General features: G+C 37.8%; 13 protein-coding genes. 4 read left to right on the forward strand and 9 right to left on the reverse strand.

Features of this window, described 5'->3' with window-relative positions; all coding sequences use genetic code 11:
- Nucleotides 1–34: 34 nt before the first annotated feature.
- A complete protein-coding gene (locus tag QF028_RS18905) occupies nucleotides 35–2,188 on the forward strand; it encodes an AAA family ATPase (RefSeq protein ID WP_429467711.1) in 2,154 nt (717 codons plus the stop codon).
- Nucleotides 2,189–2,235: 47 nt separating this feature from the next.
- Here the strand turns inward: QF028_RS18905 and QF028_RS18910 are convergent, their stop codons facing one another.
- Nucleotides 2,236–3,930 (reverse strand): M3 family oligoendopeptidase, encoded by a 1,695-nt coding sequence (locus tag QF028_RS18910; RefSeq protein WP_429467714.1) that lies wholly within the window; start codon nucleotides 3,928–3,930, stop codon nucleotides 2,236–2,238.
- A 103-nt stretch (nucleotides 3,931–4,033) separates the two neighbouring features.
- Nucleotides 4,034–4,474: a MarR family winged helix-turn-helix transcriptional regulator gene (locus QF028_RS18915; protein ID WP_410881878.1), complete on the reverse strand. Its 441-nt coding sequence runs from the start codon at nucleotides 4,472–4,474 to the stop codon at nucleotides 4,034–4,036.
- A gap of 358 nt (nucleotides 4,475–4,832) precedes the next feature.
- Between QF028_RS18915 and QF028_RS18920 the strand changes: the two genes are divergently transcribed.
- Nucleotides 4,833–6,068 carry an MFS transporter gene (locus tag QF028_RS18920; protein ID WP_429467716.1) on the forward strand — a complete coding sequence of 412 codons (1,236 nt, stop codon included), beginning with the start codon at nucleotides 4,833–4,835 and terminating at the stop codon, nucleotides 6,066–6,068.
- 26 nt (nucleotides 6,069–6,094) lie between these two features.
- On the opposite strand, the gene QF028_RS18925 is transcribed toward QF028_RS18920, so the two are convergent.
- On the reverse strand, nucleotides 6,095–6,619 hold the full coding sequence (locus QF028_RS18925; protein WP_429467719.1) for a hemerythrin domain-containing protein: 525 nt from the start codon (nucleotides 6,617–6,619) through the stop codon (nucleotides 6,095–6,097).
- Nucleotides 6,620–6,831: 212 nt separating this feature from the next.
- Here QF028_RS18925 and QF028_RS18930 point away from each other — a divergent pair, with 212 nt between their 5' ends.
- Nucleotides 6,832–7,179: a hypothetical protein gene (locus QF028_RS18930; protein WP_214732307.1), complete on the forward strand. Its 348-nt coding sequence runs from the start codon at nucleotides 6,832–6,834 to the stop codon at nucleotides 7,177–7,179.
- Nucleotides 7,180–7,318: 139 nt separating this feature from the next.
- Here QF028_RS18930 and QF028_RS18935 read toward each other — a convergent pair whose 3' ends face one another.
- From QF028_RS18935 to QF028_RS18950, 4 genes are read right to left on the reverse strand one after another with little or no spacing between them, the layout of a single operon-like run.
- Nucleotides 7,319–7,603, reverse strand: coding sequence for a ferredoxin family protein (locus QF028_RS18935; RefSeq protein ID WP_168242623.1), 285 nt, complete (start codon nucleotides 7,601–7,603; stop codon nucleotides 7,319–7,321).
- Complete coding sequence (locus tag QF028_RS18940; protein ID WP_410881886.1) at nucleotides 7,603–8,898, reverse strand: FAD-dependent oxidoreductase; 1,296 nt, start codon at nucleotides 8,896–8,898, stop codon at nucleotides 7,603–7,605. The genes QF028_RS18935 and QF028_RS18940 overlap by 1 nt, the downstream gene beginning before the upstream one ends.
- Nucleotides 8,891–9,922, reverse strand: a complete 1,032-nt coding sequence (locus tag QF028_RS18945; protein WP_429467722.1) for an electron transfer flavoprotein subunit alpha/FixB family protein — start codon at nucleotides 9,920–9,922, stop codon at nucleotides 8,891–8,893. Before QF028_RS18945 ends, QF028_RS18940 begins: the two co-directional genes overlap by 8 nt.
- Nucleotides 9,923–9,956: 34 nt before the next feature.
- A complete protein-coding gene (locus QF028_RS18950) occupies nucleotides 9,957–10,781 on the reverse strand; it encodes an electron transfer flavoprotein subunit beta/FixA family protein (protein WP_429467725.1) in 825 nt (274 codons plus the stop codon).
- A 395-nt stretch (nucleotides 10,782–11,176) separates the two neighbouring features.
- On the opposite strand from QF028_RS18950, the gene QF028_RS18955 reads away from it, so the two are divergent.
- Nucleotides 11,177–11,911, forward strand: a complete 735-nt coding sequence (locus QF028_RS18955) for a ZIP family metal transporter (protein ID WP_214999971.1) — start codon at nucleotides 11,177–11,179, stop codon at nucleotides 11,909–11,911.
- Between the two features lie 58 nt (nucleotides 11,912–11,969).
- Here the strand turns inward: QF028_RS18955 and QF028_RS18960 are convergent, their stop codons facing one another.
- Entirely contained in the window at nucleotides 11,970–12,212 is a 243-nt protein-coding gene (locus tag QF028_RS18960) for an aspartyl-phosphate phosphatase Spo0E family protein (RefSeq protein WP_214714701.1), read from the reverse strand.
- Nucleotides 12,213–12,483: 271 nt separating this feature from the next.
- Nucleotides 12,484–13,017, reverse strand: coding sequence for a 1,2-dihydroxy-3-keto-5-methylthiopentene dioxygenase (locus QF028_RS18965; RefSeq protein ID WP_429467729.1), 534 nt, complete (start codon nucleotides 13,015–13,017; stop codon nucleotides 12,484–12,486).
- Nucleotides 13,018–13,034 lie beyond the last annotated feature (17 nt).

Here is a 13,034-nt window from a genome sequence, read left to right on the forward strand (position 1 = left end):
AAAATGTGAATCTTTACAAGGAGGTAATTTGCTTATGCTTTGTCAACAATGTAATGAAAACCATGCGAACATTCAATTAAATATGATTATTAACGGACAACGTAAGGAAATCAAACTCTGTCACGAATGTTATACAAAAGAAAAGCAAACTTTAGGTGCAAGTTTTGGTCCAAAGATGAATTCTTATCCAAGCTTCCCATTTGAAAATCTGTTCATGAATAACGCTTCTCATGATAACGATAATAGCATTCAACCTACACAACAAACAGGAAGAAAAACCGGAAAAGGTGGCTTTATTGACCAATTCGGACGTAATTTAACCCAAATGGCAAAAGCGGGGTTGATAGATCCTGTCATCGGCCGCGATGGAGAAGTAAAGCGTGTCATTGAAATACTAAACAGACGAAATAAGAATAATCCGGTATTAATTGGTGAACCAGGGGTCGGGAAGACTGCAATTGCTGAAGGTCTTGCCCAGAAAATTGCTGAAGGAGATGTCCCAGGTAAGTTACGGGGGAAAGAGGTATATTTGCTTGACGTCGCTTCCCTTGTTGCCAATACAGGAATCCGTGGCCAATTTGAGGAAAGAATGAAGCAAGTCATTTCCGAATTACAGGAGCGGAAAAATATAATCCTTTTCATCGATGAGATTCATCTGCTAGTAGGTGCTGGCTCTGCTGAAGGCTCTATGGATGCCGGCAACATTTTAAAGCCTGCCCTTGCTCGTGGAGAACTTCAGGTTGTTGGTGCAACCACATTAAAAGAATATCGCCAAATCGAAAAAGATTCTGCTCTGGAACGGCGCTTCCAACCAGTTCATGTACTTGAACCGACTGCAGAAGATGCGATTGATATATTAAAAGGGATACAAAAGAAGTATGAGGATTATCATGAAGTCGTCTATTCCGATGAAGCAATCCTTGCCTGTGTTCAATTGTCTCAGCGCTATATTCAAGACCGCTTTTTACCTGACAAAGCCATCGATTTGCTTGATGAAGCTGGTTCGAAATTAAACCTAGTTTCGGATTATAAGAGCAATGAACAAATTGAAATACGTCTAAAAGAGATTGCTGCTGAGAAGGAAGAAGCACTTAAAAATGAGCAGTATGAAAGGGCAGCATCCCTTCGCGATGAAGAAACAAACCTTGAAAAGTCTTTACATTTAATATCAAGCTCTGAAAGACCCATCGTTGATGTAGGGCTTATACAAGAAATCATCGAACAAAAAACAGGGATACCTGTTGGAAAGCTGCAACAAGATGAGCAGCTAAAAATGAAGGCATTAGAAGAAAATCTTAACCAAAAGGTTATTGGCCAGGAAAAGGCTGTAAATAAAGTTTCTAAAGCGATTAGACGTAGTCGGGCCGGCTTAAAATCAAAGCATCGCCCAATTGGTTCCTTTTTATTTGTTGGACCAACCGGCGTGGGAAAAACAGAGTTAACCAAAACGCTTGCTGAGGAATTATTTGGTTCTAAGGATTCGATGATCCGTCTTGATATGAGCGAATACATGGAAAAACACAGCGTCTCCAAATTAATCGGCTCACCTCCTGGCTATGTAGGTCATGAAGAGGCAGGACAGCTAACCGAAAAAGTGAGGAGAAATCCATATAGCATTATTTTATTAGATGAAATTGAAAAAGCACATCCAGATGTCCAGCATCTGTTCCTACAAATTCTTGAAGATGGCCGACTCACAGACAGTCAAGGAAGAATTGTCAGCTTTAAGGATACTGTTATCATTATGACAAGCAATGCTGGTGTGGGCCACAGGACAGTTCATGTTGGATTTGGTACAACAGCGGCGATCGAAGAAGCAAGTATACTTGACTCGTTAGGCGGCTTCTTTAAGCCAGAATTCTTGAATCGGTTCGATAGTATTATTGAATTCAATTCACTCGGTAAAGAGCATATCCTCTATATTGTCGATTTAATGATTAGTGAATTACAAGAAACACTTACTGAGCAAAAGATTGAATTAACCATTACAACTGAAGCAAAAGAAAAACTAGCTATGCTTGGGTACCACCCCGCATTTGGGGCACGCCCGCTCCGCCGCGTAATCCAAGAAGAACTTGAAGATAAAATTGCTGATTTTATCTTAGAGGAACCAGATACTAAAAAATTATCTGCCGTTGTTGAAGAAAATCAGCTCAAAGTAGTTTCTAAAGTAACTTCTCTTAAATAGGTCAAAAGCGAAGCCATTTCTTGAACGGCTTCGCTTTTTTCATTTAACTATAGATTTTTATCATCCACAGATTTTAACCAATCATCAATTACACCCACAACTGACTCTACACAACCAACTTCAAAAGGAGAGATTAGATTTGCTGCCTCGACTAACTTTGTGAATGACATACTCCCGCCTAACTTACAAAGCTTCACATAATCTGCCCAAGCTTCATCTTGATTCTCTCTTGAACGCTTCCAGAATTGGAAAGCACAAATTTGGGCGAGCGTATAATCAATATAGTAAAATGGCGAATTATAGATATGCCCTTGGCGCTGCCAGAAGCCGCCATTCTCTAGGTATTCATTTCCGTCATAATCTTTATGCGGCAAATATTTTTTCTCAATCTCACGCCACTGGAGCTTACGCTCTTTTGGAGTAGCTTCTGGGTTTTCATAGACCCAATGTTGAAATTCATCAACCGAAACCCCATATGGCAAGAATAATAGGGCATCACTTAAATGAGAAAACTTGTATTTATCAGTGTCTTCCTTAAAGAACAGGTCCATCCATGGCCATGTGAAAAATTCCATACTCATCGAATGAATTTCACAGGCTTCATAGGTTGGCCATGCATATTCGGGAATCTCAAAATGACGGCTTGAATATACTTGGAAAGCATGACCTGCCTCATGTGTCAGGACATCAATATCCCCGGACGTTCCGTTGAAATTAGAAAAAATGAAAGGTGCTTTATAATTCTCTATAAACGTACAGTAGCCTCCGCCGGCCTTACCCTTCTTGGCAACAAGATCCATCAAATGATTATCTTGCATATAGCGAAAAAATGCCCCCGTATCTTCTGAAAGATCTTCATACATTTTTTGTCCATTTTCTATGATCCATTCCGGAGTACCTTTTGGAGTGGCATTACCAGTTTGAAAATTAAAGCTTTCATCATAGTACTTTAATTTATCCAGTCCGATTCTTTCTTGTTGACGTACTTTTAATTTTGTCGCAATCGGAACAATGAAATCCTGTACTTGACTACGGAAATTGGCGACCATCTCAGCATTATAATCTGTTCTCATCATTCTGTAATAACCAAGTTCAACAAAGTTATTAAATCCAAGTGATTCGGCAATTTCTGTCCTTACTTTCACCAGATCATCATAAATTCGATCAAACTCAGCTTCATGTTCAACCATAAAACCAAATTTCGCTTCATTGGCTCGTTTTCTCATTTTTCTGTCAGTCGACTGCGCGAATGGTTCTAATTGTGCTAATGTTCTCTCTTCCCCTTCGAATTCTATCTTTGCCGAGGCCATTAGCTTCGTATATTCCGTTGATAGGCGATTTTCCTTCTGAAGTAAGGGCACAATTTCAGGTTTAAATGTTTTAAGTTGTCCTTCAGCCAGGGCAAATAGCTGCTTTCCCCATTTCTCTTCTAATTCAGGACGGAACTTAGAATTTACAAGCACTTGATAATACTTAGTTACTAACCCTTCAACTTCAGGCTGGATTTCATCCATAAAATCTTGTTCATCCTTATAAAACTCATCATTTGTATCAATAGAATGACGAATATAACAAAGGTTGAACATCGTACCTAGATCATTTCTTAGCTTATTAATCTCATTCATGACCCTGCTTTGCTCTTCAACTGATTCTGCATTTTTTAGGCTCTCAAGTGCCAAATGAAATTTTTCTGTTACCTCATTTAAATCCGGACGTATGTATGTATAGTTCTCAAACCCCATTGAACCATCCCCTTTTTATACTTTGCTATTATTCCAATCTATTTTATTATATACTATCGACTAACATTCCTAACAACAAAAAAAATACGACCCAATGGCCGTATTAGAACTTACCAGCAGGCAACCCTAGTTTTTTCAACAGGTCAATTGCTTCCAGTTTTTCAGTTTCAGTCAGTGATGACATGAGGTTATCAATTTGCTCAGCATGTTCAGGAAAAATATCCTGAATAAACTTTTTCCCATCTTCAGTTATTTGTGCAAATGTGACTCGTCGGTCCTTCGGACAGGCAATTCTTTTTAACATCCCTTTTTGTTCGAGCTTGTCGACCACGTAAGTAATGCTTCCACTTGCAAGTAATATTTTCCCGCCTATTTGCTGCATTGGCTGGTCACCTTTATGGTAAAGGAGCTCCAAAACTGCAAATTCAGTAGGATTTAACCCACTGGCCTGGATCACTTTATTTACATGCTCGTTAATTGCTTTATACGCTCTTGAAAGGACTATAAAAAGCTTTAATGAATTAGCAGTTGAATTATTTTCCATAAAAAACTCATCCTTTTAGGTTTATAAATTAGACTTACTTTGAGGTATCAATATGAATAAAATATCTTGATTTCAAGATTATTATAAAAAAATTTTTAAGAAATGTCAATTCACCCTAAAAAAATCAGGAATATTTCGTATCCAAGGGAAATTGATGCATGATAGGAATTTTTTTATTAAATGGCTTTGTTAAAGGTCATTGTTGATTTAAAGCCTACGTTGATTGGAGAGGAAATCAACGGCCAAGTTAGACAGAGACTATAAAATTAATTATAAATAAAATATTTCTTATTTTTATGGTTCGGTAGTAAAATATGGTTATAAAAAAATTTAGAATTTTAATAAAGAAGGGATCATTATGAGTTCACAAGCTGTTTTACCTGCAAAGGCTCCAAAGTCTTCTGAATCAACCATGTTTAAAATTCTTTTTATTATTGGATTGTGCCATTTATTGAATGATGCAATTCAAGCTGTGGTGCCAGCCATGTTCCCTATTTTAGAAAAATCAATGGGGCTAAGTTTTACCCAGCTTGGAATCATTGCTTTTTCTCTAAATATGGTCTCATCTGTTTTGCAGCCAATGGTCGGCTACATAACTGACAAGAAACCAATGCCTTTCGCACTGCCGATCGGACTGACTTTCACGTTAGTCGGTATTCTTGGATTAGGGTTTGCTTCAAACTTTGGACTAATTGTCTTGTCAGTCCTTTTCATCGGTCTTGGTTCAGCAGTATTTCACCCGGAAGGTTCCCGGGTTGCGTATATGGCTGCAGGAAATCGACGCGGGCTGGCACAGTCGATTTATCAGGTCGGTGGAAACACGGGTCAAGCATTGGCTCCACTGATAACTGCACTAATATTGGTTCCTTTGGGGCAGATTGGTGCATCCTGGTTTACGATTGTGGCAGCACTAGCTGTGATTTTATTAATTTATATTGCAAATTGGTATAATCACAGGTTGATAGCTTCCCCAAATATACTAAAGAAAACGAAATCTAGCTCATCTAACAATGTAGCAATAACTAAAGAGGTAAAAAATACCTTAGCATTGATTTTATTATTAATTTTTGCAAGGACTTGGTATTCTTCTGGAATTACCAACTTTTATACCTTTTATTCGATAAAAGAATATGCCCTTACGATTAAGCAATCACAATTATTCCTGTTCGCTTTTTTAGTTTCCGGTGCCGTCGGTACTTTTTTTGGAGGTCCTCTTTCAGATCGTTTTGGTAAAAAAACAATCATTTCCTTTTCAATGTTAGCAACGATTCCTTTTTCAATTTTAATTCCACAGGTACCACCAACGTTGGCATTTATTTTCTTAATACTTACTGGGTTTATTTTAATGACTAGTTTTTCTGTAACGGTAGTATATGCACAGGAATTAGTCCCGGGGAAAATTGGGATGATGTCTGGTTTAACAGTAGGACTTGCGTTTGGAATGGGTGCAATTGGTTCTGTAGGACTTGGTTATATTGCAGACTGGATTGGATTACAGTCGATGATTACATGGCTCGGTGTACTTCCGATTCTAGGCTTAATTGCGTTTCTCCTTCCAACTGACCAAAAGGTTAAAGAATGGAATCAAAAGTAAAATAGGATGGGCCAGGAGCCCATCCTTTATTTTATGTCTTGGATTTTACGGTATAATTCTTCCTTTTCCTCTTCTGTAAGCATTCTTTCAGCCATTGGGAACAAAACATTTTCCTCTTTGGAGAAATGCTCTGTTAAGATAAAGTAGGCATTTTGAATTAGTTCAGCTGTTTTTTTCGTTTCTTCCGTAGATATAAGACCACTTTCTGCTTTTCCAAGAAATTCTCCAATATTTGCTTTTGCCTGGTCATGTTCATATTCCATAACAGCTATTGGTCCAGATGTCGTCCCGATATATACACCCATCATAGGAAAAAGAACGCCTTCTTCTCTTTCTGAATGAGGGTCCAATGCTGCTTTAAATTCTTTTACTTTTGTAATTAATGCAGCAAAGTTAGTTTCTACATCTATTTCGTGATAAATTTTTTGTGTTAGATCATACAATCCTTCTAATTGTCCTAATAACGGGGGATGTTCACTTTTTAATTGCTTAAGTCCTTTACTTAGTTCAGCTTGGGGCATTCCACCAAGAGCACTCATACTGCCACTCATCAACAATCACCTCTATCTCATTCTATTGCTTCAAGTATAAAATCAACCATTAATTAATGTAGTGACATAGGTCACAATTACAATTAGGTTATGAATTTTTGTCAGTTTCATGAAAACTCGTTAATTTTTTTAAAAATTTTAACATTTATCACACAAAAAAAGTTTAAATGTTTCATATAATAGAGATAGAACATAAAAGGGAGGGAAAAAATATGAAAACCCCAAATTATCATGACTTTTATCAAAAGGCATTAATACCCATTGGTGTAAATGATCTAGTTTCCTTACAGGAATCCGCAGCATACTACCCTAACTCACCTTCGACACATTGGCTTATTGCCGTAGAAGGGGTGCAGCTCCCACAGTCAAAAATATACTATCATTGGAAAGTAAGTATATATCCTGCCGATAGTGAAGGTGATTTCAATTGGAAAAAACCATATTATTGCTCACCGAGTATGGAGTTAATGGATCATGCGAACTCATTTGCATCTTCGCTTGTCACAGCCAGCAAAAACGATAAACTTTCCTCAGCTACCATACTAGAGAAAATAAGCTAACCCCCTAAAAACTTACCTTCTGCTTCACCTTTTTTTACCATCACTTGTGAAATAACCCACATATAGTATTATTAAAATATCTACATAAATAAAGGAGCTGTTTGCATAAATCGCAAACAGCTCCTTTTTTATATCCAATTTACGCTAAACGGAATACAATCCCGTGTCCGCCTTTTGGATATTCCCATTTAATGTTCTGGTATGGGCAGCCGATCCGGCAGCTTCCACATTCATGGCATCCTTCATAGCCAACCTGCATCCGTGTTCCTTCCCACTTATAAACCTCCGCTGGGCAAAATACTGTACAAATTTTATCGGGACATTTTGTCATGCATACGTCATGATCCATCACGGTCAAATGAGACTTTGTATCACACTTAAAACGGAGCAGATACTGTTTTTCCTCGATATTCTTCGTTGACATTATTTCACCGCCTTCCAAGCACGATAGATATCTTGCAATACTCTAATTGTTCCTCTTTCCGCAGTTACACTCTTCATTATTTGTTTTTGTTTTTCACGCTTTGGAGTCCCATCAACTGTAAAGAACTTGCTCATCGCTTTATTCATCATTGGAACATATTCATTAAAGTATTGTGGGTATTTCTCAAACGTATGTGCCGCATCCTTGTACTTCTCTAAATCCTTCATTATGAAACTACTATTAAGCGCGTCACGGTAGCTATTTAAGCTTGATTCACTGAAGTCCCCACTTTTATGTGCCTGAACTACGGCTTCAGCAGCCATCTTTCCTGATGACATCGCCATGTTCGAACCTTCACGATGAATGGCATTTACTAGCTGTGCTGCATCACCGACGACTATAACACCATTACCAGCTACTTTCGGTACCGAACGATAACCACCTTCAGGAATAAGATGAGCAAGATACTCAGCAGATTCCCCACCAGCAAGCATTGGCTTGACCATGGGGTGAGTTTTTAAGTAGTCTAGAAGCTCATATGGCTTGATTTTCGCTTTTATCATGCTCGATAGTGTTGTACCAACTCCGATATTCAAGCTCTCTTTATTCGTGTAAACAAAAGCGGTTCCTAGATTACCCTTTGTTGAATCACCAAAGATTTCAATTGTACAACCCTGGTTATCTTCCAAATTAAAACGGTCATTTATTTTTTCTTTTGGTAAATTAACAACTTCCATTACTGTTAAGGCTACTTCATCTGGACGAAATTCTTTATGAAAGCCTAACTGTTTTGAAAGAAGAGAGTTAACACCGTCTGCAAGCACCACGACATCCGCAAATACCTCTCCATTCGGACGATCGGTACGAACCCCGACAACCTTGCCATTTTCAACGATACATTCAGTTACTACCGTTTCATTAATAAGTAATGCCCCAGCGTCTACTGCCTTTTTAGCAAACCATTGGTCAAACTGAGCCCGAAGGACTGTAAAGTTATTATATGGTTCCATTCCCCATTCAAGACCTTTATAGCCGAATTGAACGACCGATTCCTTATCCATCATCCAAAAGCGCTGTTCAATGACAGGTCTCTCAAGTGGTGCTTCTTTCCAAAATTCAGGAACTAATTCTTCCATTTGTTTGCGGTACAAGACCCCGCCCATTACGTTTTTGGCTCCTGGGTATTCTCCACGTTCAATAAGCAAAACGTTTAGTCCATTTTTGGCACACGTGAGGGCACATGCACTTCCAGCTGGACCTGCCCCAACGACAATCACATCAAATTTTTCATGCATAGCTTATTTCACCACCTTTTTCAGTTCTAAGCTGCTTAAATTGCTCGATAAGTTTTGGGAGAATTTCCATAGCATCTCCTACGATTCCATATGTGGCAACATCAAAAATTGGTGCATTTGGATTTTTGTTTATAGCGATAATTAAATCCGAATTTTTCATGCCGACAACGTGCTGAATTGCACCAGAAAGTGCTATAGCAAAATAAATTTTTGGTGTAACTGTTTCACCAGTTTGGCCAACTTGAAGATGGTGTGGCAGCCAGCCTGCTTCAACCACATCACGAGTACCTCCAACAGTCGCTCCAATTGTTTCCGCAAATTCATAAAGGAGATGGAAGTTTTGCACATCTCCCATTCCTTTTCCTCCACAGACGATTACATGTGCATCCGCTAGATTGGCCTTTTTTGTTACGTCATTCACAATTTGTAACACTTTTGTACGCATGTCTTCTTCTTGCAGTGATATTTTTTCTTCAATAATCTTACCTGTTCTTCCTGATACCGCTTCTAGTGCCTTCATTACCTTTGGTCTGACGGTTGCCATTTGCGGGCGATGTTTTTTACATAGGATTGTCGCCATGATATTACCGCCAAAGGCAGGTCTGCTAGCTTCTAGTAATCTATTATCAACATCCACATCAAGCATTGTAGTATCCGCAGTTAATCCTGTGTTTAAATCTGTTGCTACGGCACTAGCTAAATCTTTACCGTTTGGTGTTGCACCATAAAGGATAATTTCTGGCTTATATTTTTCAGCGAGGAGCATTACGCCCTTCATATATGATTCAGTACGGTAATTCTTCAATACAGGGTGGTCGACCATGTATACGATATCTGCACCATAAGAAATAATTTTATTTGCTAAAGTTTTTACTTCATTGCCTAGTAAAAAGCCCGCTAAAGGAACTTGTAATTTATCCGCTAGCCTCCTTCCAGCACCAAGTAATTCTAGAGAAACGCCTTCTACTTTACCATCGTTTTGTTCGATGAATACCCAGACTCCCCGATAATCGTCTAGATTCATGTATATTCCCCCCCATGACAAAAGATAATCGTTTTTATTTTGATGATTGGATTGTTAACAGGTCCTTTTTCTCCATCAACAACGCCATTAACTGGTTAACCTGTTCATCACTAGTACCCTCTAGTCTTTTCCCGCCTTCTGGGCGTGGTGGCGTAAACATTTTTCCAACAATGGTTGGTGAACCTTTTAGTCCTAGTTGCGACCGTTCTACATTTTCAAAGTCACTTACTGCCCAAATAATTGGTTCGTACCTTGCCGCTTTAATCATGTTCGGCATTGGCGAATAATCGATGTCATTAATTTCTTTTTCAACCGTCAATAAACATGGAAGATTGGATTGAATCAATTCATAGCCATTGGTTAATTTCCGTTTAATAAGAACGGTGTTTTCTTTCTGATTGACTTCAGACACTTCAATTACATTAGTTATTGGCGGGATATCCATTCTTCTTGCAATACCAGGTCCAACTTGTCCTGTATCACCATCAATCGCGTGCTTCCCACAAATAATCATGTCAACTGGGTGTTCCTTATTGATTTTTTCTAAAGCTTTCGAAAGCGCATAACTAGTTGCCAGTGTATCTGCCCCTGCAAAGGCACGGTCAGAAATTAAATATCCTTTATCAGCACCTATTTCCACACTCTTCTTGATAATATCAGTCGCTTGCGGTGGTCCCATTGATAAGACGGAAATGGTACCTCCTGTTATTTCCCTAATTTTTACGGCCTCCTGAACTGCATGGGCATCGTAAGGGTTCAAGATGGCTGGTGCACTGCGACGGTCGAGTGTGTTGGTTTTAGGATTAATTTTAATAATTTTTGTATCTGGTACTTGTTTGACACATACGACAATATGCATGTAGGACTTTCCCTCCTCCATATGATCTGAGATTATTGAAAGCGTTTGCTTCCTATGGTTTAAAAATGCTTTTATTTACGATATATGAATCGCAACACAAGCATAGTACCAAACAGTGATAGTTTTCTTTTTTTTCTTTCTCGATTTAACCTAAAACTAGTGATCATTTACCATTCTTAAAAATCTTATGCAGTAGCTAAGTAGTAGTTTGTAAAAGTTGAAGTTATTACAGTTTGTGGTAAGATATGTAGTTAATCGTGATGTGAATATTAGATAAAGTAGTACTAATATAACTATATGAAATATTAAGATATAAACAATGATAAAAATCACAGCTACTGTCTAATATTGTAGATATTTGATTTGGATTAATTGGACAAGAAAGGAGATGTGTGATGACTGAAGTTATTATTGGAAGTGTTCTTTCGGCGTTATCAACGGGGGCAGGGGCACTAATTATACTATTTATTCCTCATTCCATTACACATCGTTGGAAGGATGTTTTATTAGCATTTAGTGCAGGAATTATGATGGCAGCTTCTACGATTGGGTTGATCCCTGAGGCATTAAGGACAGGAGGCTTTGGTTCACTTTTTGCAGGAGTTTGTTTAGGAGTATGGGTGCTGACTTTTTTGGAAAAAAATATCCCTCATATTGACTTACAGCATAACAAAAAGGGAATTCAATTTGATGAGAAGGCGTTGTTAATTATATCTGCAATTACACTGCATAATATTCCTGAGGGATTGTCAGTTGGCGTAAGCTATGCATCCGAACAGGGGGATACTGGAAATTTAATTGCTTTAGCGATTGGGTTTCAAAATGCGCCGGAAGGCCTACTTGTCGCATTATTTTTAATCAATCAGCAAATTAGTAAACTGAAGGCCTTCATTATTGCAACTTTAACTGGAGCCATTGAAATCATTACTTCCTTATTAGGGTATTTTTTAACCTCATTTGTTCAAGGGCTTGTCCCCTATGGTCTTTCATTTGCTGCTGGCGCCATGTTATTTATTATTTATAAAGAATTAATTCCTGAAAGCCATGGAGACGGAAATGAGCGCGTTTCCACCTATGCGTTTATATTGGGGTTGCTTGTCATGGTGTACATTATTGATATTTTTACATAAGTAATTATTTTACTAATCGGTTGAACAAAAAAAATATCACTCTCTTACCTAATTATCATTAGACTAAAACCTTCGGCCAAATCATGATCATTTGTTTAAAGGCAAATTTAATTTCTTCATTTGGCCTGGAGATTTGATCCATTACTTTTTGGTACTCATTTATTAATTCATCTAGCTCCTGGCTATATTTTATTGTCATCTCATTGGTAAATCCCTGTGTATTGGCGCTATTTATCATTAATTCCCTTTTAGCCTTTATCTCTTCAATCATTTCATTATGGGTATTACTATACTCGCACACAATTATCCCCCTACCTCTTACTCTATTACTGTAAACAACGAAAAATTAGACTACTTGATGAATTATGACAAGAATTTTTATAAAAGTAAACACAATCGCAAAAGTAGACAAAACATTCTATTTCTTTCGTTTTTCGACAAATTCCTCAAATAAATTCTTGTTTTTACGACAAAATTCTTCTAGTTTGCAAGCGTTTTATTCTAATTCTCCATACTTACATACATAATAAAAAAACTGGCTTGCAATAATCTGCAGCCAGTTTTAGTATCTGTTATTTATTTACTTCTTCTTTTTCGTAAATAGGTACCCATCCCTCGGTGGTAACAAAAATCCTTACAGCAACCACTTTCCGATCTTCTTCAAGGGTAAAATAGTGCCTTGTATTTTCAGGTACAGAAATCAAGTCTCCTGGATTGAGATGTACTTCAAAGAACTCACCATCTTTACCTTGGATGACAAAGACACCGTGACCGCTGACTATGAAACGAACTTCATCATCTGTATGATGATGCTCATTTTTAAAGTTTGTCAGTAATACATCCAAATTTGGAGTATTTTCTGATAAAGAAATGACATCTTGCGCTTTGTATCCACGTCTAGCAGAAATATCTGCGATTTCACCTTCAAATGCAGCTAGAATTTCTTTCTTTTCTTCATCGCTTAAAAGATACTTTTCTACGAGTTCAGCGGAAAGCTTGCTAATATCCCAATTTTCATAAATAACTTCCTGCGACTCCAGAAAGCTTGCAACCTCATCTTGTTCATGAATTTGCTCTTCTCTGGTTTGAAAAGTAATATATGCCATTCTTCATCATCCTCTCA

The organism is Neobacillus sp. B4I6 (assembly GCF_050434045.1).
In the GTDB taxonomy this organism is placed as follows: Bacteria; Bacillota; Bacilli; order Bacillales; family Cytobacillaceae; genus Neobacillus.

Excerpts from the sequence above, each read along its gene's own strand:
- QF028_RS18935 (WP_168242623.1), bottom strand. The coding sequence starts at position 7,603 with ATGTCAACGAAGAATATCGAGGAAAAACAGTATCTGCTCCGTTTTAAG.
- QF028_RS18940 (WP_410881886.1), bottom strand. The coding sequence starts at position 8,898 with ATGCATGAAAAATTTGATGTGATTGTCGTTGGGGCAGGTCCAGCTGGA.
- QF028_RS18905 (WP_429467711.1), top strand. The coding sequence starts at position 35 with ATGCTTTGTCAACAATGTAATGAAAACCATGCGAACATTCAATTAAAT.
- QF028_RS18915 (WP_410881878.1), bottom strand. The coding sequence starts at position 4,474 with ATGGAAAATAATTCAACTGCTAATTCATTAAAGCTTTTTATAGTCCTT.
- QF028_RS18945 (WP_429467722.1), bottom strand. The coding sequence starts at position 9,922 with ATGAATCTAGACGATTATCGGGGAGTCTGGGTATTCATCGAACAAAAC.
- QF028_RS18950 (WP_429467725.1), bottom strand. The coding sequence starts at position 10,781 with ATGCATATTGTCGTATGTGTCAAACAAGTACCAGATACAAAAATTATT.
- QF028_RS18955 (WP_214999971.1), top strand. The coding sequence starts at position 11,177 with ATGACTGAAGTTATTATTGGAAGTGTTCTTTCGGCGTTATCAACGGGG.
- QF028_RS18910 (WP_429467714.1), bottom strand. The coding sequence starts at position 3,930 with ATGGGGTTTGAGAACTATACATACATACGTCCGGATTTAAATGAGGTA.
- QF028_RS18920 (WP_429467716.1), top strand. The coding sequence starts at position 4,833 with ATGAGTTCACAAGCTGTTTTACCTGCAAAGGCTCCAAAGTCTTCTGAA.
- QF028_RS18930 (WP_214732307.1), top strand. The coding sequence starts at position 6,832 with ATGAAAACCCCAAATTATCATGACTTTTATCAAAAGGCATTAATACCC.
- QF028_RS18925 (WP_429467719.1), bottom strand. The coding sequence starts at position 6,619 with ATGAGTGGCAGTATGAGTGCTCTTGGTGGAATGCCCCAAGCTGAACTA.
- QF028_RS18965 (WP_429467729.1), bottom strand. The coding sequence starts at position 13,017 with ATGGCATATATTACTTTTCAAACCAGAGAAGAGCAAATTCATGAACAA.